23 protein-coding genes and 1 pseudogene are annotated in these 25,851 nt (G+C 61.3%); 13 read left to right on the forward strand and 11 right to left on the reverse strand.

Going from position 1 to position 25,851, the window contains the following annotated elements:
- Window positions 1–50: 50 nt before the first annotated feature.
- The gene (locus tag BLJAPNOD_RS12790; protein ID WP_077503774.1) at window positions 51–434 is read right to left on the reverse strand and encodes a hypothetical protein; all 384 of its coding nucleotides are present in this window, start codon (window positions 432–434) and stop codon (window positions 51–53) included.
- 146 nt (window positions 435–580) lie between these two features.
- Window positions 581–1,042 carry a DUF3828 domain-containing protein gene (locus BLJAPNOD_RS12795; RefSeq protein WP_115420082.1) on the reverse strand — a complete coding sequence of 154 codons (462 nt, stop codon included), beginning with the start codon at window positions 1,040–1,042 and terminating at the stop codon, window positions 581–583.
- A gap of 107 nt (window positions 1,043–1,149) precedes the next feature.
- Here BLJAPNOD_RS12795 and BLJAPNOD_RS35375 point away from each other — a divergent pair, with 107 nt between their 5' ends.
- Window positions 1,150–1,464: a hypothetical protein gene (locus BLJAPNOD_RS35375; protein ID WP_158556121.1), complete on the forward strand. Its 315-nt coding sequence runs from the start codon at window positions 1,150–1,152 to the stop codon at window positions 1,462–1,464.
- 14 nt (window positions 1,465–1,478) lie between these two features.
- Complete coding sequence (gene dusA, locus BLJAPNOD_RS12800; protein ID WP_115420083.1) at window positions 1,479–2,558, forward strand: tRNA dihydrouridine(20/20a) synthase DusA; 1,080 nt, start codon at window positions 1,479–1,481, stop codon at window positions 2,556–2,558.
- Window positions 2,559–2,739: 181 nt separating this feature from the next.
- On the opposite strand, the gene BLJAPNOD_RS12805 is transcribed toward dusA, so the two are convergent.
- The gene (locus tag BLJAPNOD_RS12805; RefSeq protein ID WP_025427309.1) at window positions 2,740–2,952 is read right to left on the reverse strand and encodes a cold-shock protein; all 213 of its coding nucleotides are present in this window, start codon (window positions 2,950–2,952) and stop codon (window positions 2,740–2,742) included.
- A 783-nt stretch (window positions 2,953–3,735) separates the two neighbouring features.
- On the opposite strand from BLJAPNOD_RS12805, the gene BLJAPNOD_RS12810 reads away from it, so the two are divergent.
- The 4 genes from BLJAPNOD_RS12810 to BLJAPNOD_RS12825 all read left to right on the forward strand — a co-directional run bounded on the left by BLJAPNOD_RS12810 (window position 3,736) and on the right by BLJAPNOD_RS12825 (window position 9,748).
- Window positions 3,736–4,305: a J domain-containing protein gene (locus BLJAPNOD_RS12810; RefSeq protein WP_115421280.1), complete on the forward strand. Its 570-nt coding sequence runs from the start codon at window positions 3,736–3,738 to the stop codon at window positions 4,303–4,305.
- A 534-nt stretch (window positions 4,306–4,839) separates the two neighbouring features.
- Entirely contained in the window at window positions 4,840–5,562 is a 723-nt protein-coding gene (locus BLJAPNOD_RS12815; RefSeq protein WP_115420084.1) for an LssY C-terminal domain-containing protein, read from the forward strand.
- Window positions 5,563–5,867: 305 nt separating this feature from the next.
- Window positions 5,868–6,623, forward strand: a complete 756-nt coding sequence (locus tag BLJAPNOD_RS12820) for a DUF4239 domain-containing protein (protein WP_077503769.1) — start codon at window positions 5,868–5,870, stop codon at window positions 6,621–6,623.
- A 641-nt stretch (window positions 6,624–7,264) separates the two neighbouring features.
- Window positions 7,265–9,748, forward strand: coding sequence for a toll/interleukin-1 receptor domain-containing protein (locus BLJAPNOD_RS12825; RefSeq protein WP_115420085.1), 2,484 nt, complete (start codon window positions 7,265–7,267; stop codon window positions 9,746–9,748).
- Between the two features lie 28 nt (window positions 9,749–9,776).
- On the opposite strand, the gene uvrB is transcribed toward BLJAPNOD_RS12825, so the two are convergent.
- Window positions 9,777–12,851, reverse strand: coding sequence for an excinuclease ABC subunit UvrB (gene uvrB, locus BLJAPNOD_RS12830; protein ID WP_115420086.1), 3,075 nt, complete (start codon window positions 12,849–12,851; stop codon window positions 9,777–9,779).
- Between the two features lie 297 nt (window positions 12,852–13,148).
- Between uvrB and BLJAPNOD_RS12835 the strand changes: the two genes are divergently transcribed.
- Together BLJAPNOD_RS12835 and BLJAPNOD_RS12840 are read left to right on the forward strand one after the other, a co-directional pair.
- On the forward strand, window positions 13,149–13,517 hold the full coding sequence (locus tag BLJAPNOD_RS12835) for a hypothetical protein (protein ID WP_115420087.1): 369 nt from the start codon (window positions 13,149–13,151) through the stop codon (window positions 13,515–13,517).
- A 257-nt stretch (window positions 13,518–13,774) separates the two neighbouring features.
- Window positions 13,775–14,851 (forward strand): FecR domain-containing protein, encoded by a 1,077-nt coding sequence (locus BLJAPNOD_RS12840; protein ID WP_244611019.1) that lies wholly within the window; start codon window positions 13,775–13,777, stop codon window positions 14,849–14,851.
- 3 nt (window positions 14,852–14,854) lie between these two features.
- On the opposite strand, the gene BLJAPNOD_RS12845 is transcribed toward BLJAPNOD_RS12840, so the two are convergent.
- Window positions 14,855–17,026: an adenylate/guanylate cyclase domain-containing protein gene (locus BLJAPNOD_RS12845; RefSeq protein ID WP_115420089.1), complete on the reverse strand. Its 2,172-nt coding sequence runs from the start codon at window positions 17,024–17,026 to the stop codon at window positions 14,855–14,857.
- A gap of 6 nt (window positions 17,027–17,032) precedes the next feature.
- The gene (locus BLJAPNOD_RS12850) at window positions 17,033–18,787 is read right to left on the reverse strand and encodes an adenylate/guanylate cyclase domain-containing protein (RefSeq protein WP_115420090.1); all 1,755 of its coding nucleotides are present in this window, start codon (window positions 18,785–18,787) and stop codon (window positions 17,033–17,035) included.
- 309 nt (window positions 18,788–19,096) lie between these two features.
- On the opposite strand from BLJAPNOD_RS12850, the gene BLJAPNOD_RS12855 reads away from it, so the two are divergent.
- From BLJAPNOD_RS12855 to BLJAPNOD_RS12870, 4 genes are all read left to right on the forward strand, one after another.
- Complete coding sequence (locus BLJAPNOD_RS12855) at window positions 19,097–19,759, forward strand: aspartate/glutamate racemase family protein (protein WP_115420091.1); 663 nt, start codon at window positions 19,097–19,099, stop codon at window positions 19,757–19,759.
- Between the two features lie 143 nt (window positions 19,760–19,902).
- On the forward strand, window positions 19,903–20,403 hold the full coding sequence (locus BLJAPNOD_RS12860) for a GNAT family N-acetyltransferase (protein WP_115420092.1): 501 nt from the start codon (window positions 19,903–19,905) through the stop codon (window positions 20,401–20,403).
- Window positions 20,404–20,435: 32 nt separating this feature from the next.
- Window positions 20,436–20,852: a GNAT family N-acetyltransferase gene (locus BLJAPNOD_RS12865; RefSeq protein WP_115420093.1), complete on the forward strand. Its 417-nt coding sequence runs from the start codon at window positions 20,436–20,438 to the stop codon at window positions 20,850–20,852.
- A gap of 111 nt (window positions 20,853–20,963) precedes the next feature.
- On the forward strand, window positions 20,964–21,521 hold the full coding sequence (locus BLJAPNOD_RS12870; RefSeq protein WP_115420094.1) for a GNAT family N-acetyltransferase: 558 nt from the start codon (window positions 20,964–20,966) through the stop codon (window positions 21,519–21,521).
- A gap of 24 nt (window positions 21,522–21,545) precedes the next feature.
- On the opposite strand, the gene BLJAPNOD_RS12875 is transcribed toward BLJAPNOD_RS12870, so the two are convergent.
- Complete coding sequence (locus BLJAPNOD_RS12875) at window positions 21,546–21,989, reverse strand: TIGR02594 family protein (RefSeq protein WP_115420095.1); 444 nt, start codon at window positions 21,987–21,989, stop codon at window positions 21,546–21,548.
- Window positions 21,990–22,744: 755 nt separating this feature from the next.
- Here BLJAPNOD_RS12875 and BLJAPNOD_RS12880 point away from each other — a divergent pair.
- Entirely contained in the window at window positions 22,745–23,098 is a 354-nt protein-coding gene (locus BLJAPNOD_RS12880) for a DMT family protein (RefSeq protein WP_077503757.1), read from the forward strand.
- A 119-nt stretch (window positions 23,099–23,217) separates the two neighbouring features.
- On the opposite strand, the pseudogene BLJAPNOD_RS12885 reads toward BLJAPNOD_RS12880, so the two are convergent.
- The 4 genes and pseudogenes from BLJAPNOD_RS12885 to BLJAPNOD_RS12900 form a co-directional block, all read right to left on the reverse strand.
- Window positions 23,218–23,658 (reverse strand): annotated as a pseudogene (locus BLJAPNOD_RS12885) (ATP-binding cassette domain-containing protein); the annotation flags it as partial.
- Window positions 23,655–24,140 carry a DoxX family protein gene (locus tag BLJAPNOD_RS12890; RefSeq protein WP_115420096.1) on the reverse strand — a complete coding sequence of 162 codons (486 nt, stop codon included), beginning with the start codon at window positions 24,138–24,140 and terminating at the stop codon, window positions 23,655–23,657. The gene BLJAPNOD_RS12890 and the pseudogene BLJAPNOD_RS12885, both read right to left, overlap by 4 nt.
- A gap of 14 nt (window positions 24,141–24,154) precedes the next feature.
- Complete coding sequence (locus BLJAPNOD_RS12895) at window positions 24,155–24,910, reverse strand: DNA-binding domain-containing protein (protein ID WP_115420097.1); 756 nt, start codon at window positions 24,908–24,910, stop codon at window positions 24,155–24,157.
- Window positions 24,911–24,921: 11 nt separating this feature from the next.
- A complete protein-coding gene (locus BLJAPNOD_RS12900; protein ID WP_115420098.1) occupies window positions 24,922–25,776 on the reverse strand; it encodes a DUF692 domain-containing protein in 855 nt (284 codons plus the stop codon).
- Window positions 25,777–25,851 lie beyond the last annotated feature (75 nt).

Below are 25,851 nucleotides of genomic sequence, written 5' to 3' on the forward strand. Positions count from 1 at the left end.
CCTCCGGCAATTGTTGTCGGATTGCTTGCGCCCAGGACGATGTTGCCGCCTCAGGCCGGCCCGACGCCTGCCACTTTGGTCTGGCGACCGCCTTCCTCGATCCTGACGTAATCAGGACCAATCCGGGCGAACTGGTCGCAGCGTCGGCCGCCATCCTCGAACGTGATGCAGACCTCGTCGCCCGCGATGGTGTAGGTTCCGCCGTCGCGCACTTCGTAGTCGCGGTAGCCATAGCGGCCATCGGCAAAGTAGGAAGAGACGACGCCGTTGATCGTGTAGCGCAACGACTTGCCGACGATGAGGGCCTGAAGATCGGCACCGGAAAGTGTCGGCACGGACGGGGGCTTCGGCGTTGCGATCTCCTGGTCTTCAAGCGCCATCGACTGGCAAGCTGCGAGCTGGAGAGTGAGGAGTGCCACGATCGCACGTTTCATGCCGTCTTCCCTTGTTCCTAGCGACTGTATCGATACAGGGACGCTGCCCTAATCGCCTGTGACACTGCCTGTCAAGCCGATGATATTTGCGTCCGTCCTTTTGCGCGACCTGGCCAAACGCGAATTCTCCTCCGTGCTGCGTCGCTTCAGTACTGCGCGTTGGCGAATATCTCGCTCAACGTCCATCGGGTGTCGCCCTCGACGCTTTCGATGTCGTCGACCTGCCAGTTGCCGTCTTCATCGATCAGGCTGTATCGCAGGGTGACGGGGGTGGAGAAATTTTCGAAGCGCACGGTGACAACAGCGGCTTGACCGCTGATTTCTGTCTTGCCCACGCGCAGGTCGGCAATGTCCCAGTCCTGGCCGTTGATGACGGGGTCGAAGCCGATGGCACCGACCTCGCCCTGGCTCTTCTGCGCGTCGGTCGCATAAAGCCCGGTAAGCCCGTCGGAAAAGAACGCGTCGCGCTCGGATGTGTCGCCATTGCCAAGATAGGGCGCATAGAGCGCCTCGATCAGCGCCGATGGCGTTTTGAAGGGCTGTGCGAGAGCCGTTGAGGCGCTCATGGTCGCAAGGCTGAGTGCCGCAACGACTGTGAATCTTTGCATGGAAAATGGCCCTTCATCGAATCCAAGGGTTTTTCTTATCAAGGAATTGCGCTTTGCGGTTGCGCCAATTTTGGTGTTGCCGTGATCGAAAGATGACGTGAGGGCAGGTGCTGCTGATCAGTGCGACGTTGCAATCCGCCCAGGCCGGTTCCGGGCGGCGATCGAAAGGCGATGCCCAATCCGCGCAAGGACGTTTGCGGTTGCGGGCGTCGCGGATGCTGACGGCCACCTGCTGCGGGTGGCCAGTGCGTCCATCTCGTGCTATGGGGCTGCGGGCGATGCCGGATCCGACGCCAGTTTGGCGCATTCGTTTCAATATCGTCCTCCTGGATTGTTACAAATCGGCCACCCTGCACCCATCTGACAGGGACGGACGCACGAAGGTCGAAATTGCGCGCTCGCCGCGCATCGATCGTTTTTGAGAGACTTGCCTGATATGGCCGAAACGTCGCGCAACAGCCGCTATTTCAACACACCGGTCTTCGCCGTAGCGCCTATGGTGGATTGGACCGACCGGCACTATCGCTTTTTCGCGCGCCGGCTTTCGCAGCATGCACTGCTCTATACCGAGATGATCGTCGCCGATGCGATCCTTAGGGGGGATCGCGACAAGCTGCTCGGCTACGATGTCTCGGAGCACCCGTTGGCGCTGCAACTGGGCGGCAACGATCCGCGCAAGATGGCGGAGGCTGCGCGCATTGCCGAGGAGTTCGGTTATGACGAGATCAACATGAATGTCGGCTGCCCGTCCGACCGCGTGCAATCCGGCACGTTTGGCGCCTGCCTGATGCAGGAGCCCGGCGTGGTGGCGGAATGTGTGGCGGCGATGAAGGCTGCGGTGAAGATCCCGGTGACGGTGAAGTGCCGCATCGGCGTCGACGAGCAGGATCCGGAAGTGGCACTGCGCGATCTGGTGTCGCGCGTCGCAGACGCGGGAACCGACGCTGTCTGGGTGCATGCGCGCAAAGCCTGGCTGCAGGGCCTGTCGCCGAAGGAGAACCGCGATATCCCGCCGCTCGACTACGCTCTCGTGCATCGGCTCAAGGTGGAAAATCCCAATCTTTTCATCGGCCTCAATGGCGGACTTCAGACATTGAGTCAGTCGCTCGAGGAAATGAAGGGCCTTGATGGCGTGATGCTTGGGCGTGCCGCCTATCACGACAGCGCCATGCTGACGGCGGTCGATGGTTTCTTCCCGCATCCGCTCACCGGCGCTGCGATATCAGACCATGACGGCGTGGACTTCTCCGAGCGCGGCCATCGGTTGGACTTGTCGTTCTGGGCGGAGATACGCGATGTCATGGCCGACTATGCGAGCAGACACATTGCCAATGGCGGGCGGCTCGCTCATGTCACGCGGCATATGGTCGGGCTGTTCCAGGGCTGGCCGGGGGCGCGGCGCTACCGCCAGATCCTGTCATCCGACGCAACCCGCCAGGGGGCAGGGCCGGAGGTCATTCACGCCGCATTCGACGCCGTGTTCGAAGCGGCCGCAGCCAAGCAGGCGGCGGAGTAGGTCTTTTGATCGAGGCTGCTCGCCGCTTGATCGGCTGCGGGCGTACGCGTCGTAGCGGTTAAGCCGTCGGGGACCACGTCACCGGTGATGGCTACGCAACTGCAGCAGTAACGATCAGCCCAAAACGAAAACGGCGCCCCAGAGGAGCGCCGCTTCCAAAAGTCCAGTCGGACGATCCGGCTTACGAAGCCTGGATGTTGACGGCCTTCGGGCCCTTGCCCATGCGGTCAGCTTCGGTGTCGAACGTGACAACCTGGCCGTCCTTCAGCGTAGCAAGGCCAGCGGCCTGTACAGCGGAGATGTGGACGAATACGTCCTTAGCGCCGCCGTCCGGCGTGATGAAACCAAAACCCTTGTCCTGGTTGAAGAATTTTACGGTGCCCTTAGTGGCCATGGAAGAAGTCCTTTTCCTTCAGTCTTAAAGCTTTACCCGCGCCCCCGTGAGGATGTGGGTGTGTCGTCTTCCGCATGCAAGCGGATAGGCGTCGAGTAGTCACGATAACGGGGAAAGAACGTCCATTTGCCGCTTCCGGCCGGCCCGGCAAGCCGGGCACAAAAGAGAAAGTCCAGTCTCCGGGATTGAAAACGCCCGAACGGTAGCAGCAGTGACAGTATTTGCAAAAAAAGGCAAGAGCCATTCGCGTGGCATATTTCGGGAAAATGAGCCGTCAACCACAGCATTCTCAGGGGTTTTGGACCTGCGGCCGCACGCGGCGCGAGCACTGGCCCGCGCAGGCATGATGAGCTGCGGTATCCGTCACGCAATATCTTTTCTTCTCGACCGGCGGCAACATTGCCCAACGTCCGGGAATATCGAAGGACGATGCCGAATGTGACTGTAGGGGCCAGCCGATCCTGCGGGCGCCGCGCGCTCGGTCGGCTCCCGCTCGGCGCGCGCGTGGCGCGTAAAAATCGGGGAAGACCCGTTTCTCACCACAATTTCGTCCCGACCACGACCGAACGTGCGCGCCGCCGCCACGGACGGGCATTGCCCCGATGAGCGCGGCGGCGGTGTGCGACGCTGATCCCTTTCACATCGCATCAGCACTTGAACATGTTTGGGATAACGCGCAGGCTTTACCGGTGATTGGTTCCGGTCTTCCGGTACGTGCGTTAGGTCAGGCGGAGAAATCGGAATGCGAGACGAACAGGGGGCAGCGTGATCGATCCCTACGAGATGCTTGGCGTAGACCGCGACGCGAACGACCAGACCATCCGCACGGCCTATCGCAAGGCGGCCAAGGCGGCCCATCCCGACTCTGGCGGCGATGCCGAGCAATTTGCTCGGCTGCAGGCGGTCTATGAACTCCTGAAGGACCCGGTGCGCCGGAAGGTCTTCGACGACACAGGATACGACCCGCAGCTTGCCGAACCGCGCGATCTCAAGGGTCTGATGATGCTGGAGACGCTGGTCAACGACTTCATCCTCGACGAGCGCGAGCCCGGCAGCTTCGATCCCGTTGCCGCCATGCGCCGCAAACTCTCCGACGATATCGTCAAGAGCCGCTTCCACATCCTCGAGCTGGAGCGCCACCGCGCCCGCGTGCGCAAGCACCTCGACCGTCTCGGTCGACGGCCGGAGACAGACGTGCTCGGTTCGATGCTGCGCGCTCGCTCCCGCTCGATTGCCGAGGCGATCAAGACCACCGAGGAGCAGATCAAGACCATCGAGCAGGCCTATGAAATGCTGGAAGGCTACTCCTACGAGCTGGAGGCGCTGGAGGTTAAGGCGCACGCGGCGGAGTAGAGGCAGTGCGCATCCTGTTGAAGGCGGCGGCGCGGCAGCATCTTGCGGCAGAGGCGCTGCACGATCCTGATCGAGCTGTCGGCCGTTCGGGACCTGCCACCCGTCGCCGGTCCTGCATAATTCCTTGGGTCAGGATCGATTTCATGAATGAATTATTTATGAAATAGAAGGCGTTACTGTGACTTTTGCGTGTCACACTTGATGTGCGGCGCTGCAGACGATAGCCCCCGCGATTGAAAGTGCGTCGATCCTGCTTCGTGCGGGCCGGATGAATTCATGTGCATGCGGGCCATGATCGGCGTGAGACGCTGCTCCTTCATCCACGCTGCCCGGTTGCGGATGTCGGCGCCGTCCCGGTATCCGGAACGTGGATGGGCAGGTGGCCACCTCGGCCGATAGAGCAGGCGGCGGGTCTGCCGAGACGACGATGGAACGGTGGCGCGGGCGGCAGGATCGCACGGTTGCCGCCCCGTTGCTTTCCGGGCCGTATCGGGTTTAGCTGATATCGCCGCACCGGGATCGAGGGGAACGCAGATGACCCGCCACAGCAAACTTCGTGCAGTGTTGAGCGTCCTCTCCGCCGGGCTCATAGCCTATCTGCTGATCAGCTACTTCCTGCTGCCGGACCTCTGGCTTTTCCGCGACCGCAGCCGGATTGACGGTCTCAGCTCCATGGTGACCACCACAGAACAGGATATCCCCGGCGATCCCATCAATGTCGGCCTTGTCGGCTCGAAAGAGCAGGTTATCCGCGCCTTCGCGGCGGCCGGCTGGGATCCGGCCGACAAGATCACGCTTCGCTCGTCGGTCGATATCGGCTTGAGCGTGGTGCTGGATCGGCCCGACCTCGATGCGCCGGTCAGCCCGTTGTTCTTCGAGGGCAGGAAACAGGATCTGGCGTTCGAAAAGCCGGTCGGCAAAAGCGCCGACGAGCGCAACCATGTGCGCTTCTGGTTGAGCAACGAGGCCGCCGAGGGTGGCGGGTCGCTCTGGCTCGGCTCGGCCAGCTTCGACCGCGGCGTCGGCTTCAGCCACGATACGGGCCAGATCACCCATCATATCGGCCCGGATCTGGATGCCGAACGAAACCTGGTGATGGCGGATCTGCAGAAGGCCGGTCAGATCGCATCGACCTACGAGATCCCCGGCATCGGTGCCACCACGACTGGCCGCAACGGCGGCGGCGATCCCTATTTCACCGATGGCAAGGCGCTGGTGGGGGTGTTGGGCCAGGCGACGGCCAGCGACGGCAACTGAGGTGAGGCCGGCAATCGCGAGGCGATGATCCGGCCCCGGCCAAAATATCTTGCCCTGAATGTCGAGCGGCCGCCAGATCCGACATTGCAAAGGTTCGGTGCGCGTAAGGGCGTTGCGCGCATCGCCAAAGGCCCTATCCTGCGGCGCCGCGTGCCTTGTTGGACGCGCAAAGGGCGCTGTAGCACTTTGAACTGCCGCATGTTTCTATCCCCAAATCGAATAGGATTTGAGGATAGAAACATGCGGCAGGGGACATTGATTTGCCCCGACCCAGAGGGCGGCGGCGCAGCAGGAGCGGGGCTGGAATGAGTGCGATCTTGATTGCCGTTGCCGCTTTTCTCTGCCTGAGTGTCGCAGCTCTCGGCATGATGCATGTCTACCCCAAGCTACCGGCGCGCCATCGCGACGACGATACCAACACCGTCGTCCGGCTCGTCGCCAACATTTTTGTCGTCATGGCGTCTCTGGTTTTCGGCCTGATGATCAATTCGGCCAAGAACACGTTCGAGGGTATCGACGACAATGTGCATTCCTTTGCCACCAACCTGATCCTGCTCGACCGCACGCTCCGGACCTATGGCCTCGCCGGCAACGATGCCCGGCAATACCTGATCGCCTATGTGGAAGCGGCGATCGCCAACCCCGAGCGCGTCAACGATGCGCTGCATGAAGCGCGCAATGCCGGCCAGCAGCGGCTGGACACTGTCGGCAACAGCCTTGCGTCCATCCAGCCGGCCGACAGTCTGCATGAATCCATGCTGGCAGAAGCACGCGAGCAGTATAACCGCATCGTCGATCAACGCTGGACGATCGTCGAGCAATCGGAAGGCGCGATCCCGATGCCCGTCATCGGCATGCTGATCGCCTGGATGACGCTGGTCTTCGCCAGCTTCGGCTACCGCGCCCCACCCAACGCCATCGTCATCACCATGTTCCTGGTTTCGGCGCTCTTCATCGCCGGCTCCGTCTTTATCGTGCTGGATATGGACATCCCGTTCACGGGCGCAATCCAGATTTCCGATGCACCGCTACACCGGGCGCTGGCGGAGATGAAGGTGTAGTGGCGCGCGCGATGGGCGTAAGCGCTGGCTGCACCCGGCGAATCTCTTCCGAAGCCCAGCAATTTTCCGGCAGTCGGCGGTAAATGATCCGCTGAACGATCCGATGCGAGGGAATGCCAATGACTTCGGCGGCAACGACCGCCGCTGGCGAAGCCACGTGGTAGCCAAGCCTGATGATGCATGGGGCGCTCGTCAATGTCTTCATCCCCCAGCGAGTACAAAGTCTGCTTCGACCCCGTGCCGCTATCCGCTGCAAACTCTTCGACGAGGTCGGCCCGCATCCTTGAATTGGAGTGCAGCCGAGCGTCTCTTCCACCGGCCCAAGGTGGGCGTGTTAGGCTCGATTCCCAGCTTGTGCCCCGCAAGATCGCCGAGGTGACTAGGACCACCGAAGAGCAGGTGAGGATGATCGAATAGATATATGAAATGGAAACCTACGCCCGCGCGTCGGAGGTGCTGGAGGTTAAGGCGTACTCGGCGGAGTAGGGAGCTGGGCAACTATTTGAAATAGCTGGTGAGATAGGTGGGGCAGTCGCACCACTTAGATTGTCACCTTGTCACTTTCGATTACATTGAGCATTTGTTTAGGGGTGCACACTAAAAATACAGCTAATACTGGTTGTATGTTCACATGGTGATTTATGAAGGCGTTTCTCTCTCACTCTACCGTCGATCGTGCTTTCGTTTCTGAAGTGGCGAGGTCTTTGCACCGCGAATTTGTCACCTATCAAGATTTCTCATTTGATCACGGAGAGGATTTCAAAAATGAGATTCTTAAGGGACTCGATAAAAGCGTCGTCTTTGTTTTTTTCATATCGCGTGCGTCATTAGATAGTTTTTGGGTCAATTTTGAGCTGGACCAAGCCGCGGAGCGCCTCCTTGAGAAGAAGCTTGCACGCGCAGTGGGAGTGCGCCTCGATTCGTCGGTAACCTTTGATGAGCTTCCCACTTGGCTGAAGTCCATCAATACCCCTTTGCTCGATCATCCTGCTGCAGCGGCTAGGATGATTAAAGATCACATCAATCGTGTTCGTAGTGAATCGGTTCCTGATCTTTTCATTGGTCGTGGCCGCAGCCTCGAGCAAGTTGAGGAAAAGATGACGCCATCTGAGCATAGGCCTCCGGGTATTGTTGCGCTGTGGGGGCTGCCTGGGATTGGTCGACGGACTTTGGCGAAGCGCGTAGTGCAGAATGTCTTAGACTTTCAGCGAGCTGTTGTCGTGAATGTTGAACCGGGCGACAGTGTCGCCGATATTCGTGTTAAAATATCGGCGCTCTATGGCGATGTTAAGGAGCCGAAATTCTATATAAATGAACTTTCTATCGCCGATTCGTCGACTGAATCTGAAAATCTAGAAGCTATAATTGACTATATGTCTATTGCGCAAGCCAATAGAGAGGTGCTGATACTTAATGATCAGGGTGGAATGATCGACGATGAGGGAAGATTCTACGATGATATTCGAGAAATAATTAGATCTATATTTAATTCTATTGATCAGAGAGTCGTTCTCGTTTCTCGTAGAAAACCAGAGCAAATAACGCTTGAGCCGGGGTTAATGCTGCCGTCAGTAAAAATAGAGAGGTTGAGTGAGGAGGGAACGCGGACGCTAATACGGCAGCTCGCCGCGCGCGAAAAGTTATCCTTGTCGTCCTCAGAGATCGAGACGCTTTCGTCGCGCGTCAAGGGGTATCCCCCGGCTGCCTACTATGCGGTTGAGCTTGTCAAAGAGTATGGAAAGGATGCGGTGATCAGGAACGGAAAGTTCATCCTGGATTATCGCGAAGGGTCGTTCTTGAGATTGCTGGAGAACGATAATAAGTTCTCTGATACTCAAAGGTCTATATTATCGATATTGCCTCAGTTTGAGGAGTTGCCGCTCTCTGTCATCGGGGGTTCTCTTTCGATCAATCAAGATGAGGTTGATATCGAGATGATGAAATTGGTCGATTTGGCAATTGTTTCGGTTATGCCAAGTGGATATTATTCAGTGGCTGACCCAATTCAGGAGGTTACTCATAAAGTATTCGGTAAATTAAGCATTCCTTTTGATAGGATAGCTAAGCAGATTGATAGTTATCTAGAAGATAAATCTGAGAACGGCGGGTTTTCCGAAGATATACCTCTTTCTCTCGTTCGTGCTCGGTATAAATCATACATACTTTCGGGGCGGAGTCGTGGAGATCTGTTCCATATGGTCAGTGATCTAACAAATATTCAACAAGAACTCTACCACAGCCAAGACTATGAACGGTCAATTGAGATAGGTTTGCAGGCGCTGGAAATGAGGCCTGGGCATCTTGATATTCTCAAGTTTCTTGCGCGCGCTTACACGCAGCGGGAGATGTACTCCGATGCTGAGTTTGCCATAGAATCTGTCAAGAAAAAAAGTATGAAGGAGGCACGATTCCTTGAGGGATTCTTATTGCGGAAGAAGGGAGATACGGCGAATGCGGCGAAACGGTACAGCGAGGCAATCGCTCTTGGCATGGGAGGGGCGGCAATTCATAGAGAGCTTGGTCAATGTCTTTATGAAGAGAATGATTTTAAGGGGGCCGCTGTGCACCTCCAACGCGCGCGTGAGGCAGATCCAGATAACAAATATGTAATTGACTTCGAAGTTAAGGTAGCTGTCGCCGAGGAGCGTTTTGAGGATGCTGAACTGCTGTTAAGCAAGTTAAGCAAAGTCGAGGATGAGGCGAGAGTTGAGCATCGGCGTTCGACCATTCTTTTGGGGCAAGGCAAGCTTGATGAGGCGTTTTCCGCAGCGAAATCTGCGATGGAGCTCGACAAGCATCCACAGTTTGAAGTTATTACCCAGTTCATTACGACAGCTATTAGGACACGCAATCTGGACGAGGCGAAAAAGGGCTTTGAAAGGTTAAGTCAGAGATTTAAAGGAATCCGATCTGACATTCAAAATGGCCTTTGGGCGCGCTATTACTTGATGTCTGGGGATCCCTTGGATGCCTATAGCTTTTGGAGTAAGATAAAGCAGAAGAAAACATTAATTCACCGTAGAATAGGTGAAGACATAATAGTAGATCTTCTGAAGTACCCCGGGGTCGACGCCGATGGGAGACTGCGTTACGAAGCAGAACTGCGTGAGATCCGGAACGCTTAGCCGATCACCGAAGGTGCTGGGAAAGTGATCAACGCCCCGGCCGCCCCGTCTTGCCCTTGGTTCGCCCCTTCTGCCGCTTCTCGTCGACCGGGTCCTCGTAGGAGCCGACGCCCGGCTTGGCGCGGATGATCGGCTTGTCCGGCACCCTGCCGATGACAGGTTTTTCGGTGCGGCCGACGGTCATTTCGTCGAGGCTGTTCTTGCGGAAGAGCGACTGGCCCTCGGCATCCTTGCGGCTGGCGGGCGTCGCCACGTCGCGGCCCATTTCGTCGAGGTCGGGCTTGCGGAACAGCGGGCGTTCGGTGTCGGTGCCTGGGCCCATGTCGTCGAGTGACGGTTTCTGGAACAGGGATTTGTCGTCTTGTCCTGTGCTCGCGGCCGCTCCGCCCTTCGGGCTGGCCTCCGCACGGGGCGCCGGACGACCGGCGGCGGACGCTTGTCCGCTGCGCTTCGCTCTGTCCGTGCCCTCGATAGCTTTCGCCTCTTCCCGTGCCATCGGATCGTCCATGGCAGCCAGTTCGGCGGCCTTGAGGCGCTTGATCTCGTCGCGCAGGCGGGCAGCCTTTTCGAAGTCGAGGTCGGCGGCGGCGTCGCGCATCTGTTTTTCCAGCGCGTTGAGGTGCGCCTGCAGGTTGTTGCCGACGAGGTGGCCGCCGTCTGCAAAGCCTTTGCCGGCGATGCCCGAAATGTCGGCGCGCACGTGGTCCTTCTCGTAGACGCTATCGAGGATGTCGGAGATCTTCGCCTTCACCGATTCCGGGGTGATGCCGTTGGCCTCGTTATAGGCCATCTGCTTTTCGCGGCGGCGGCTGGTCTCGTCCATGGCGCGCTGCATCGAGCCGGTGATCTGGTCGGCATAGAGGATGACCTTGCCGTCGACGTTGCGCGCGGCGCGGCCGATGGTCTGCACCAGCGAAGTTTCCGAGCGCAAGAAACCTTCCTTGTCGGCGTCGAGGATGGCGACGAAGCCGCATTCGGGAATGTCGAGGCCTTCGCGCAGGAGGTTGATGCCGACGAGCACGTCGAAGGCGCCCAGGCGCAGATCGCGGATAATCTCGATGCGCTCCAGCGTGTCGATGTCGGAGTGCATGTAGCGGACGCGAATGCCCTGTTCGTGCAGGTATTCGGTCAGGTCCTCGGCCATGCGCTTGGTCAGCACCGTCACCAGCGTGCGGTAGCCGGCAGCCGCCGTCTCGCGGATTTCGCCAAGCACGTCGTCGACCTGGGTTTTCGCCGAGCGCACTTCCACCGGCGGGTCGATCAAGCCGGTCGGGCGGATGACCTGTTCGGCAAAAACGCCGCCGGACTGCTCCATTTCCCAGGTGCCGGGGGTGGCCGAAACGGCGACGGTGTCGGGGCGCATGGCGTCCCACTCCTCGAAGCGCAGCGGGCGGTTGTCCATGCAAGAGGGCAGGCGGAAGCCGTATTCGGCCAGCGTCGCCTTGCGGCGGAAGTCGCCGCGATACATGCCGCCGATCTGGCTGACGGAAACGTGGCTCTCGTCGATGAACAGCAGCGCATTGTCGGGGATATATTCGAACAGCGTCGGCGGCGGTTCGCCGGGATTGCGGCCTGTGAGGTAGCGCGAATAGTTCTCGATGCCGGCGCAGGCGCCGGTTGCTTCCAGCATCTCGATATCGTAGCGGGTGCGCTGCTCCAGCCGCTGGGCTTCGAGCAGGCGGCCGCCTTTTTCCAGCTCGGCGAGCCGGTGCTTCAGCTCTTCCTTGATCGCCTTGATGGCGCCATTCAGCGTCGGGCGCGGGGTGACATAGTGCGAGTTGGCGTAGATCTTGACCGACTTCAGGTCGCCGGTCTTCTGGCCGGTCAGCGGATCGAACTCGGTGATGGCGTCGATCTCGTCGCCGAACATGGAGATGCGCCACGCGGCATCCTCCAAGTGGGCCGGGAAGATTTCGATGGTATCGCCGCGCACGCGAAACGAGCCGCGCTGGAAATCCATGTCGCGGCGCTTGTATTGCTGCGCCACCAGGTCGGCCAGCAATTGCCGCTGGTCGAGCGTGTCGCCGACGCTCATCTGGAAGGTCATGGCGGTATAGGTCTCGACCGAGCCGATACCGTAGATACAGGAGACCGAGGCGACGATGATGCAGTCGTCGCGCTCGAGCAGCGAGCGGGTGGCCGAGTGGCGCATGCGGTCGATCTGCTCGTTGATCGAGGATTCCTTCTCGATGAAGGTATCCGAGCGCGGCACATAGGCTTCCGGCTGGTAGTAGTCGTAGTAGGAGACGAAATACTCGACCGCGTTGTCGGGGAAGAAGTTCTTGAATTCGGAATAGAGCTGGGCGGCCAGCGTCTTGTTGGGCGCGAGGATGACGGCGGGGCGCTGTGTCGCCTCGATCACCTTGGCCATGGTGAAGGTCTTGCCCGAGCCGGTGACGCCGAGCAGCACCTGGCTGCGCTCGCCGGAGGCAAGGCCCTCGACCAGATCGGCGATCGCCGTCGGCTGGTCGCCGGCGGGTTCATAGTCGGAGACCATGCGGATCTCGATGCCGCCTTCGGATTTCGGCGGCCGGGCAGGGCGATGCGGCGTCCAGAGCTTGCCGTCCTTGAACAGCGGATTGCCGCTCTCGATCAGCGCCGACAGTGCTTCGACGGTGGCGGTGACGCCCGAGGTGGAGAGTTTATCGGCATCTTCTAGCGAAACGTCGAGGCCTGCGACCGGGTTGAGGCCGGCCGCCGCGCGCGTCTTCGGGTCGGTCGTGCCGCCCATCGACGTGCCGCGGGACGTTCTTCCGCTCACGCTGTCGGCGCTTTGCGCCTTCGCTCCAGCCTTCTTCGGCTGCGCGCCTCCGGCGTCGCGGGGACCTCGCATTGGCTCGGACGCCCCTTCGGGCTTGCGGCCTGCGGCCGATTTCGCCGCGATTTCCACCTTCTTGCGGTGCTTGCCGGCCTTGGAGGCGACTTCGCGCTGGCTCTCGAAGGCCGAGGCTTCGGCATCCGCCTCGAGTTGTTTCACCCAATCGGAGACGTTGCCGGACAGCGGCGTTCCCGACAGCGGCGCCTGCGGGGCTTCCTCGAAGCCGCCGGGCACTGTCGATTTCCTGGGGGAGTTTTTTGCAGACTTCTTCGGATCCTGGGCCATGGCGGGAATATGGACAGAGTCCTAACGAAAATAAAGGGGGAATGAGTACAAAAGGGAAACGAATCTTGCGGAATTTTCCGGGATTTACCGGCCCTGTCGTGACGGCTTGCGCACGTAGCTGGCCGATCTTGCCAGCCAATGGGGAGAGGCGGTCTTCGGGCGCATGTGCGATCGAAATTCGAGGACGAACAACTGGAGCTTGCTGCCGCACCGGTGCTGCTGCATCTTTGCCGTCATTGATTCCAGCTCTATTGAACAGCCGACAATGGCGGCCGACTGGGCCAAGGAGGAACGGAAATGGCGCCGCCAGCATCGGATTGGGCAAACGACATGATACGACGACCCACGAAACTCGAGTTAATGGCGCAGGTCGTGATCGCGGCGCTCACGGTTCTGCTCATCTCAGATGTTCTCGATGCAATGCAAGGCAGTCCTTGCAGCTTGCCCGGGTCTCAGAGCGATTGCTATCCCTGGGGTAGCGAGGGACCGGTGGCCGGACGGTGGAGGTACGACAGCAAGGCTGCGTATATCGGCACGGGGCTGGCCTCGATCGTGATCCTGATCGCGGCTGGCTTGACCCCGCTCACTGTCAGCCGCGCGCGCGTCGGCTTGCCTTTGATGGCGATGGGGCTCGCTGTCAGCATTTACGTCTCATCCTTCTTCTGACCGTCCGTTGATTTTTCAAGTTGGCATTGTATCTGGCGCATGGCGATTCCGAGCCGGAAAACTCGGCGCTGTGGGCATTCCCGGGGATTCGGTGCTCGCGCGAGCAATCGGGAGGGATTAGTTCCTGCGAGTTCTGGTTGCGGACCGGTTACCCCGAATGGGTGAGAAGACACCCCAGCCTGCCGCATGATATCAATTGACGTTTGGAGGGGGCCATGTCGCGTTTGCGTGGTGCCGCCCTTATCGCTTTTCGTGCCATGCTTCTTTTTCCTGCCACGAGCTTTGCGGCCGAACCCGTCGGTCGGGCGGTCTCGATCAGGACCGAAGTGTCCGGTGCGAGCGGTCCGCTGGCGGTCAGGGACCCGGTCTACCGGGACGAACGGATCCGGACGTCAAAGTCCGGTCTTGGCCAGTTCGTCTTTCAGGACGGGACCAAGCTCGCCGTCGGCTGGGGCTCTTCCGTGGTCATCGACCAATTCGTCTATGACGGCACCAAGTCGGTGAAGAAGCTGACGATCACGGCCGCCAAAGGCACCTTTCGCTGGGTGAGCGGCAAGTCCAAACATTCGGCCTACGAAATCGTCACGCCGGCCGGCACCATCGGCGTGCGTGGCACGGCGTTCGATTTCTATGTGGGGCGCGACGGCACGACGGCGGTCGTGCTGCTGAATGGTGCAGCCAGCTTTTGCGGCGCCGGTGGTTGCCGGCAGCTGACGCGGCGCTGCGATTGTGTCGTTGCCACACCCGGCGGTGGGGTCAGCCGGGCGGCGCGCGTAAGCCAGCGCACATTGCGCAGCCTCGGCAATGCGCAGGCCCTGCCTTTCCTGTCCGGCGGTCAGAGGCTTTCCGGCACGATCGGCGCAGTCGGTGCTGGCTGCGGGCTGCAGGCCGCGGTTCGCGAGGATATCGAGCGTCCGCCGGCGCGGGTCGCGCCACAGCAGGCGCCGATCGAGCGCGAGGAGCCCAAGCCGGAGAAACCCAGATCGGAAAAACCGCACGCCGAAAAGCCGCATCACGAAAAGCCCCATCACGAGAAACCGGATCGCGACAAACCCGGTCGGGACAAGCCGGACCGCGATAAACCGGACCGGGACAAGGGGCATGGACATGACGACAAGGATCGCGCCGGGGATCGCGGGCAGGGTGGTGGTCGTGGCGATAAAAGCGACGACCACGGCTCTGCTGGTTCCGACGGCGCCGGGCGCGGTGGCGGCAATGACAATGACGGCGGCGGAGAGCGCGCCAATCGCGATCATGGCAATGGAAACAATGATCGCCACGGCGGCCGCGGCCGTGACCGCGATCGAAGCGACCGCGACAACGACGATGATTGATCGCTATTCGGCGATGCGGCTGGCCTGATCGGCGGGGACTTCGGCGAAATGGTCGGAGCGACGGGTGATCCTGCCGTAGAACTTCACCAGGCCGGGCGTGATGGTCGCTCCCTTCAGCTTGGCGGCGTTGGCAAGGCTGCGGCTGGCCGACGTGCGCACACGCAGGTTTTCGACCAGTCTTGAATGAAGGTGTTGCAATTCGCCGAAATCGGGCGATGCGGCGACGTCTTCGTCGCCCGCAACGGCAAACAGCCGGGTCCGCGTCGTCTTTCCTTTCAGCCCCAGGGCGCCTGCTTCCAGCAATGCGCAGCCGGGCAAGGCCTGCGCCGTCGCCTCGGATACCAGGATGTCGAAGCTTACGTCCTTGCAGGCTGCCTCGATGCGGGCGGCGATGTTGACGGTGTCGCCGACAGCCGAATAGTTGAAGCGCGTCTCGGCGCCCATGTTGCCGACGCAGGCGATCCCCGTATGGATGCCGATGCCGATACCGACATCCTGCGCCGCACCGAAGCCGAAGGCGTCGTCGGCATTGAGCCGCGCCAGGGTTTCGCGCATGCCAAGTGCGGCGCGCAGCGCCTTTCTCGGGTGGTTGGCGACATCGACCGGTGCGTTCCAGAATGCCATGATCGAATCGCCGATGAATTTGTCGAGCGTGCCCTCGTTTGCAAGCACATGCCGGCTGAGCGCATCGAGCAGCGTGTTGAGAAAGGCAACGACATCGGTCGGCGCCATGCGCTCGCTGATCTCGGTGAAGCTGCGCACATCGACGAACATCACGGTAAGCTCGCGATCGTCGCCACCGAGGCGAAGGGCGTTGCGGTTGTGCTCTATCCGGTAGAGCAGCGAGGGAGAAAGATAGCGGCCGAAGGCCTGGCGGACCTCGCGGCGCTCGCGGTCGGTGACGAGGAAACGGAAGGCCGTCGCCGAGAAGTGGGTGATGGACGCCGCCAGGATGGGCGCCAGCGGATCGAACAGCAGCCCGGCATAGGAGAACGCAACCCAGGACGCGACGAGCGCCAGCGCCGTGATCGCCAGGCCGCAGGCAAGCGCCACGATAGGACTGACGAAGGTCGTCAGCAGCACGAGCAGGCAGCCGGCAACCGCAATCGACAGGATTTCCAGCCCATTGGCCCAGTCCGGACGCGAGAGATAGCGGCCGGAGAGGATCTGCTCGACGATCTGGGCGTGTAGCGAGACACCGGGAACGTTCTGCCCGAGCGCCGTCGTGCGCACGTCCTGCAGACCGGCGGCCGACGTGCCAATGAACACGATGCTGCCTTCGATCGCGGCAGCGATATCGGGGGATACATCGGCATCCTCGAGAACGCGCCGGGCGGAGACATAGCGCTCGGTCGTATCCGGACTGACATAGAGCCAGAGTTCGCCGGAAGCGGTCACCGGCACGACGAAATCCCCGATCTTTGCAGCCGTCAGCGTATCCGGCACATCGGGCGCCCCGGCCAACACATAGGTTGAGCCGCCTTGCGCCACGCGCAGCGCCTCCAGCGCAAGACTGGGGTAGAGCTGCTGACCGTCGCTCAAGAACAACGGCACCGCGCGCACGACGGCCGAGGAGCCACCGGGGTTGAGGCTGATATGGCCGAGCCCTGCGGCATTGCTCTCCAGTTGCGGTCGAATCGGCGTGGCGGCGCGGATGCGCGGCGGCGCACCAATGGGGCTTTCGCCGGTGAAGGCGAAGCCCGCTTTGACCGGCGGCAGGTAGCTTCCTTCATTGGTCAGGCCAAAGCCGAGGACGACGGGCCTTTCCGTGATCGACCTGGCAAAGACCTCGTCATTGTCGGGCAGGCGCTTGAGCAGCGACGGATCGATTTCGGGCACGTCGCGCAGCACGTTGCGCGGCGACAGCCTGTCCGGTTCGGCAAACAGGATGTCGAAGGCAATCGCCGACGCTCCCATCTCCACCAGCCTGTCGGTCAGCTTCGCCAGCCGGTCTCGCGGCCAGGGCCATTGCCCAAAGGCGCGCAGCGACGCTTCGTCGATATCGACGACCTTGACTGGCATGGTCTCGTAGGCGCGCGGGGACAGCCGTTGATATTCATCGAAGGTAACGTCGCGCCCTTGCTTCAAGAGTTGCGGGTCGCTGGCGCGCAGCAATGTCAGGACGGCAACGACGGCCAGACCGATCACGACGCCGAGCTGTTGCGCACGGGTCATGGCGCCTCACGGAACGGCAGGCAGGCCCGCCTTGCGCAGCCCGTCGGTGAAATGCGCGTAATCGGCGGGGTCGACATAGGCGGTAAAGATCTGCCAGTAGCGCGGAAGATCGAGGGGAGCGTTGGCGACCGCCTCGTCGACGAGCTTGCAGGCATCCTCCGTGCGTCCGAGCTGGCCGAGGCACGCGAGCAGCACGACCAGGTTGAAATAGGTGCGCCGCAACAGGAGCCCGCGTTCGGCATGGTGCTGCGCCTCCTCGTAATTGCCGAGATGGTAATGGGCAAGCGCAATCCGATTGAGGAAGAGGTAGGTCAGCGGATCGTGCGGGCTCAGCCGCAAGGCCTTGTGCAGCGGATCGAGCGCGTCGGCGAAACGGCCGACGAAAATGCGGGCCCAGCCGAGCGCCATATGGGCCAATGCGAGATTGGGGTTGAGATCGATAGCCTGCTGTGCCTCGGCAACGGCCGCATGCGGGCGATGGGCTGCGAAATTGGCAAGGCACATGACGTAGTGCGAATAGGAATCCCTGTCTTCGAGCGCGATGGCGCGCTCGGCTGCGGCAAGCAGTTCGGCCCTGTCGCGGTCGATATCGTCGCTGAATCCGAAGAAACATCGGGCGTAGAGCGAGCGCGCCAGCATCATATGGGCGCGGCCGAAGTCCGGATCGAGCGCGATCGCGCGGCGGTGCCAGTCGATGGCCTCGGCAAAATGTGCGGCCGTGTCCTGGGCATTGTGCAGCAGGGTGCCGCGCATATGGCACTCGTAGGCATCAAGATTTTCGGTGCCGCGCAGGAGCGCCCGGCGGTTTTCGCCGATCAGGATTTCCGGTTCTATGGCGGCGACGACATGCTGGGTGAGTTCGTCCTGGATGGCGAAGATGTCGGCCACCTCTCGATCGAAGCGCTGCGCCCAGAGATGCACGCCGGTCTCGGCCTCGATCAGCTGCCCGGTGACGCGCACGCGGCTCCCCGACCGGCGGACGCTGCCCTCGACGATGTAGCGCACGCCGAGATCACGACCGATCTGCTTCACGTCGACCGCGCGTCCCTTGTAGGCAAAGGAGGAGTTGCGGGCGATGACGAAGAACCAGCGGCAGAGCGAGAGCCCGGTGATGATGTCTTCGGTGAGCCCATCGGCAAAATAGTCCTGGCCGGGATCGTCTGACATGTTGACGAAGGGAAGCACGGCGATCGACGGCTTGTCCGGCAACCGGAGCGGCATGCCGGGCAAATCGGGGCCCGTCGGGTCCTCGCGCCAGTCGACACTGTGCACGAGCACCGGCCGCGGCATGTTCTTCAGCGTCTGCTCGCCGAGCTTGACCATCGGGAAGTCGAGCTTGCCCTCGATCTGGTCATGCAGTGTGCCCGAGATACAGACGCCGGCGGGGCGAGCCACCTGCTGCAGCCGTGCTGCGACATTGACGCCGTCACCGAGCAGATTGGCCCCCTCCACCACGACATCCCCGAGATTGATACCTATGCGGAACTCCATGCGTTTCTCCGGCGCCAGATCGGCATTACGGCGTTGCAGGGCGCGCTGGATGGCAACGGCGGCGCGCACGGCCTGGACGGCACTGTGGAATTCGGCAACGACGCTGTCGCCGGCAGTGCTGAAAACTCGCCCGCCATGCTCGGCGACGAGATCGCCGATCGTGGCGCAATAGATGCCAAGCGTCGCAAGCGTACCTTCCTCGTCGGTCGCGACGAGGCGACTATAGCCAGCGACATCGGCAGCGAGGATAACTGCGAGTTTCCGTTCCAAGGGGGCAAGCCCCTCCTGCGGCGTATGGCTAGAGGAAATTAAGGGTATCGTAAATTAGGTGTATCTAGAAGTACGAAAACGCCATGATCGTATCTAACCGACGACTGCTGCGCTGATTTTGAGGCCATTTGCGGGCCGCGCGGGCTTTCGCTCGTGGATTGCGCGCTGGGGACGACAAAGAGTTTGCGTTGTGGGCTCGACCGAACGCTGTTTCGCCCGGCAGCGGAACGTGCAAGGTGTCCCGATACGCCAGCGGCGCGTGCGCGATAGCGCACGCCTGGCCTGAAGCTCAGGACGAAGGGAAGCATATTGATCATCGCATGCCTGCATACGGCCGACAGCAACTGTGCGGTTTTCGAAGCCGCCGCGCGCAAACTCGGCCTTCCAAGCGACGTGCTTCATCACACGGTGCGGCCGGACCTGCTCGAGGCTGCGGAACGGGCCGGCGGTCTCACAGACGAAATCGCCCGCCAGACGGCCGCAGCGCTGAGCGCACTGGCAGCGCGGGCCGATGCCGTGTTGCTTACCTGCTCGACGCTCGGGCCCAGTACGGCGATTGTTGGTCAGACGCCGGTGCCGGTGTTGCGGATCGATGCGGCGCTTGCCGAAAAGGCGGCCGCCGCCGGTGGCAAGGTCGTGGCGCTCTGCGCCGTGGAAACGACGGTGGCTCCGACCACCGCATTGTTTTCCGCGGCCGCGAAGCGCACAGGTGTCGCGCTTGAGATACGCCTCGTTGCCGGCGCCTGGAGCTCGTTTAGAGCGGGTGATCGGGATGGCTATCTCGCTGCCATCGCCAAGGCTGCCGACGCCTCCTATGACGATGGCGCTGCGATCGTCGCACTTGCTCAAGCCTCCATGGCGGGTGCGGCGGATCTTGTGCACCGAGGACCGCGCCCTTTGACGAGCCCGGAGGCGGGGTTGCGTGCGGCACTGGAACGGATCGCGCAACGGGCCTCGCCGGTTGAAGAGTGAGCAGGGCGTTTGATAGCTGATTCAGTCTTTTAGAAGAAAGATCTAAAGTTTGATGGTCATCTCTAAAGTCGCCGATTGACGTTGACAGGGCCGGGTCGATGCAGGGAGGATCGCCCGCCCAGAACCGGATTTCGGAACCCCGCATGTCTTCCTTTCAACTCCGCCGCCTTGAACCCCGAGATATCGACGCCTATCGCGCCTTGCGCCTCGATGGGCTCAAGCGCCATCCTGAGGCCTTCGGTGCGTCCTATGAAGATGAGGCAAGGCAGCCGCTCGAGTGGTTCGCAAATCGGTTGGCGGCCGCCGCGATCATCGGTGCTTTCGATGCCGCCGGTGCGCTTGTGGGTGTCGCGGGCCTGACGATCCCAGGCGCCATCAAGACAAGGCACAAGGGTATCCTCTGGGGCATGTACGTGGTCGAGGCGGCGCGCGGGAGCGGCTTGTCGCAACAACTGGTCGAGGCGGTGATCGACGAGGCCCGGGGCAAGGTCGAGCAATTGCAGTTGACCGTCGTCTCCTCCAATGCCGTAGCCATCCGGCTCTATTCCAAACTCGGCTTTGCAAGCTACGGGTTGGAGACACGCGCCCTTTGCGTCGATGGGCAGTATTTCGATGAGGTGCTGATGGCACTGCCGCTCCTCTAGCGGCGCGAGGGTAACAGTCGGAAGGGTAGCCGATGCGCATTGACGTCCACGATACGGAGATCGTTCCGGGCGCTGAAGACGTCACCGCCGGGCTTCTGGCCCACATGATCGAGATGGTCGGGACGTGGCCACGCGTGCCACTGACATTGCTGCTTCGAGATGAAGGTGGTCGCGTCTGCGGCGGTATCCGGGCGATGGTGGCTCTATGCTGGCTGCAGATCGACCACGTCTGGGTCGATGCCGCTCTTCGCGGGCAGGGACATGGCAGCCGCCTTCTTCAGCGCGCTGAAGAGGAAGCGCGTGCGCATGGCGCGATCGGCGTTCAACTCACAACATCCACTTTTCAGGCAATCGGCTTCTACGAGCGGCACGGATATGCCGAGATTGGCCGTCTGCGAGATCGGCCTCCGGGCGAGGATCGTGTGTGGATGGCGAAGAGATGGGGATAAGTGATTGTCTTCATGCATAAAACCCTATCCGCGCAACGCCATCCTGCTTTACCGGATTGTTCTTGCCAAAGACAGGATCGACGCAGCGAACGCCGTCGATAGGATGCCGTCATGAACGCCCTGATTCGACTGACCCGCGAAGACGACGCGCCAGCACTGCCCGATATCGAGAGATCGTCGGGAGAGGCATTTCGCAGTGTTTCCGAACTCGCCTGGATCGCCGATGACGATGTGCAATCGGTTGACGCGCATCTCGATTTCGTTCGCGCCGGTCTCTCCTGGGTCGCTGTCGATGATCGCGATCGTCCGCTCGGCTTTCTCTGCGCCGAGATCATCGACGGCGCTCTGCACATCTGGCAACTCGCGGTGCTGCACGATCGACAGGGCCTTGGGCTCGGGCGGGCCTTGATCGCAGCCGCCGTTGCCCATGCGCGCGAGCGATCGCTTGGCGAGGTGACGCTGACCACGTTCCGCGAACTCGCATGGAACGAGCGTTTCTACCGAAAGCTCGGGTTCGAGACGCTGGCAGCCGATGCGCTCGATGCAAGGCTGTTGCGGACCCTTGCGAAGGAGGCGACATGCGGCTTGCCGGCCGAGCGGCGCTGCGCAATGCGCCTGACGCTTAACGACGCACAGCCCGACGGCGGCAACGAACAACCCGTTCGGTGATCGCGAAGCTGTTTTCTTCGCCGGCTAACGCCTGACGGCGACGACCTGGCCGCGGTTGAATTGCGAAATCCTGACGCGGCCGGACTGATTGCCGCCCATCACCTTCGCTGTCGATTTGGACAGGGCGGAGAGGATGCCGACGTGATAGCTGCGCCCGGTGCGCACGACGATAACGTCGCCGGGGCGGGCATAGGAGAGCTTGACCGGCGCGCCGAAGCGCAGCCATGAGCGGGCTATGCCGAAACTTTGTGGCGGCGTTCGGCCCGACTTTCGGGCAATCATGCCCATGAAGTGGCCGCACCAGGGGGTGCGGGCGGGGTTAACGCCGAGTGCGGTGCGTAGCCGCCTATTGTTCTTGACCTCGTGCAGGCCACTATACTGCTGGGCCTGGGCCAACATGCCCGCCGTGGCCATATCCGGAGTCAGAAGCGCGACATAGGCAGCCGCGAGAAACGCCAGGACCTTCATGGTCAGGTCTCCTTGCCAGGTTGTTTGGTGCGTGCATCCCGGATGTGCCTGGCGATCGCCGAACACTGCCCCCGGTTTTCATCTGCATCGATCACTGTTTCGGGGGATATCGGCGGCAAGCGCCTGCGCGTTGCACCTTGAACGCAGCATCAGCGCGCCGGCGAACCGCGATGAAACGCGGTGCCAACTTCACGGCGATTGCCGTCGGAGTGTGGTATTCCCCTGCCTGTCCCGTCGGACGGTGCGCGGACTTTGCTCACCGTCTGGTGCAAAATTGTGGCAAAGGGCGAAAAGAGAGAACTTTCGTGCGTAATATAACTCGTTTGGGTTAGATATCGTCAACTTTTACGACCGATACGCGTTGTTTTTGTGTCTGTGCTGTGGTCGTCACGCGGTTGGCTCGCCGTTGAGGGGCACTTCCTGCCTTAATTGAGGCGGCAACCTCGGCGGCGGACCACCGCGATGAAGCGGGAAATGCGATGCAAGGGGTCGGAATTGACACGATCCGTCTGCGCGGGGCGGCGCACGGGCTGGAAGATGGGCGGGCCTGGTAGAATGGAATGAGAGGCCACAATCGTCCTGCTGTGGCTACCGTCGCGTGCGAACATCGCCCGAAACCGGATCTATCAAAAAAGCTCTTAGCACATTGGCCGGGTTGATACGGCGTGGGCTGCTGCAAACGCGATGTTGGAGCTTGTCAGAGGGAGGCTAGCAAGATCATTCTGCCGAACCGATTCGCGCCTTCGAGGGTCCCCATGTCGTTCGCCATCAACCCGGCCTATCTCTGGCCGATCCTGCTGCTGCTGATTTCCAACGTCTTCATGACGTTTGCCTGGTACGGGCACCTGAAATACACCTCTTCGCCGCTTTACATGGCGATTGCCGCCAGCTGGGGTATCGCTTTCTTCGAGTATTGCCTGGCCGTACCGGCGAACCGCATCGGCCACGAAGTCTATTCCGCAGCGCAGTTGAAGACGATGCAGGAGGTGATCACTCTCCTGGTGTTCGCGGCGTTCTCGGTGTTCTGGCTGAAAGAATCGATCGGCTGGAACCACCTCGTCGGCTTCTCCCTGATCGCGATCGGTGCCTCGTTCATCTTCAAGGGCTGAGGGGTCGCGGCGTCGTCCGCCGGTCAGGACGGCGAGCCCGTCGTTCTTTGAACGGTTCGCCGGAAGACATGGCAGCCAGACGATCTACCGCGCGCCAAACTGCAATCGAAAGCGGCATCTTATCCCCGCCCAAACAAGCGATCCAGAATCTGCCCTTCAAGCCTGGCGGTTTCGGCGCTGCCGTGACGGCGTGGGCGGGCAAGCGGGATCGGCAGATCGAGCGCGATGCGGCCTTCGTCGATGACGACGACACGGTCGGCTAGCGCCACCGCTTCGGCGACATCGTGAGTGACGAGCACGGCGGTAAAGTTCTGTTGTTGCCAGATGCGCTCCAGCAACTGCTGCATCTCGATGCGCGTCAGGGCGTCGAGCGCGCCAAGCGGCTCGTCGAGCGCCAGGATGAAGGGGTGTGCCACGAGCGCCCGGGCGAGCGCCACGCGCTGTTTCTGCCCGCCGGACAGCACCGACGGCCACTCCTCTGCACGGTCGCCAAGCCCAACTTTCTCAAGGATCTTCAACGACAGATCGCGGGCGACTTCGCCTTTGGCGATGCCGGTCAGGTGCGACAAACCCCGAAACTGCGAGCTAGGAGATAGTCGATCGAAGCGCGCCCGGGCCCGCCGGCGATGATGGCCAGCAGACAGACGGCCCAGGTGCCGTGCGTCGGCCATGCATCGGGGTAGACGAAGATTTCGATGACCACCGTCATGCCGAGAAGCGCCAGCGCCGAAAGTCGACTGGCAAAACCAATCACCAGCAACAACGGGAACAGGTGTTCGGCGAACGCTGCCGCATGGGCGGCAAGCCACGGATCGATCAGCGGCAGCCTGTATTCGTTTTCGAAGAGATAGATGGCATTGTCCGTCACCTGCCAGCCATCGACCTTGGTCTGGCCCGATTGCCAGAAGACGGCGGCGATCGACAGGCGTGCAATCAGTGCGACGACATCGTGCGGCACGCGGTCGAGCAGCTGTAACGCGGAGTAGAACTTGCGGACGATGCCCTGGTGGTCATCCGAAGTCATGGTCATTTCGCTTTGCATCGGGCTCACTCCTGTCAGCGGAAAGCAATGAAGGCGCCGCTTTGCAAGGCGCCGGCGAGATTGGCCGAAAGGTCGAATGCGTCGGCATCCTCGGTCGCGATATCGACAGCGGCGGCAAGGCAGGTTCCTTGCGCCAATGCCTGCAGGAAGGCCGCTCCGCCGGGCGGCAGGCGGCGCACCTCGACAATCATGTGCGGACGGATCACCACTGCGTCCTCGGCTGTCCAATCATCGATTGGCTGCAACGCGGCTTCGCCGGCATTCATCGCCCAGATGGTGACGACGGGGTGTGGCGAGCGCAGTACGCAAAGCGATGGATGCGGGACGAATACAAGGTCGGCGAGCCGTTCAGGTGACAGGGCTGCAAGGGTTGCGGCGTCGAGCGATGCGACGTCAGCTGCGTGATAGGCCTTGCCGCGTGCAGCCTCCAGCCGAATGACGTCGGGAAGGTAGGCGATTGCTTTCGCCGGCTCGAACCGTTCGACGAACTCGGCAAAGTCGTCGCCGTAGGAAAGCAGCAATGGCGAGCGGGGCGGGTGAGCGCGGATGAAATCGGCGGCCATCGCCGCGAAGAACGCCTCGCCGACGATCTGCTGGCTGGCAGGGAACCGCGCGGCGAGCGCACCCGTCAGTGCCGCGATGACATTGTTGCGATAGACGGCGAAGCGACGCTCAGGCTGCGACCCAGTCCAGGACGCCAGACCTTTGGGAACGGGTGAAGCCGGATCGGTCAAGGCGACGGCAAACCGCGTCTGGGTGTCAAGGGACATTGCGATCTCCTTCAGGCGGCACGGCGGTTTGAGGCATTCTGAAGAATGTCGTCGGCGGCCTGCGCTTCGGCGCACAGCACCGGCCAGTCGGGCACGTCGTTGTCCCATTCGATCAGGGTTGCAACAGGACCCGTGCGCGCAATCAGCGCCTCGAAGAGCGCCCACACCGGATCCTTGACCGGCGTGTCGTGGGAATCGATCAGGAGCGGCGCGCCTGCATCGTCCACGGTCTCTGAGTGGCCGCTCAAATGGATTTCGCGGACAGATTCTATCGGGAAACGGGCGAGATAGTCGCCGGGGTCCATGTGGTGGTTGGTCGAAGCGACGAAGACATTGTTGACGTCGAGCAGCAGCCCGCAGCCGGTGCGCCTGACAACGTCCGCAAGGAACTCGGTTTCCTCGATCGTGCTTTCGGCAAAGAGCAGGTAAGTGGCCGGATTTTCTAGCAGCATCTGCCGCTTCAGCGTTTCCTGAACCTGGTCGATGTGGTCGGCGACCGCCGTCAAGGTATGGCTGGTATAGGGCAGTGGCAGCAGATCGTTGAGGAAGACACTATCGTGCGTCGACCAGGCGAGATGCTCCGAGAAGCTCTCCGGCTCGTAGCGATCGCAGACGATCTTCAGTCGGGAGAGATGTTCTTTGTCGAGCGGCTGAACCGAGCCGATCGACAATCCGACGCCGTGAATGGAGAGGGCATAATCTTCACGCAGCTTGCCGAGTTGTGCGTGCGGCGGACCGCCGGCGCCCATGTAGTTTTCGGCATGCACCTCGAAAAAGCCGATCGGCTGGGCTGCCGCATGGATGGCGGGGAAATGTTCGGGCTTGAAGCCGACACCGGCGCGGCGCGGAAGACCGGAGAGTTTCATTCGGATTGCTCCTTGGGTTGCGGGGCAGCGGCGCAGGGCCTTGCGCCGCTGCCTTGCCGGATGGCAGCGAGCCAG

This window comes from Ensifer sp. M14, assembly GCF_003355565.1.
Classification (GTDB): Bacteria; Pseudomonadota; Alphaproteobacteria; order Rhizobiales; family Rhizobiaceae; genus Ensifer.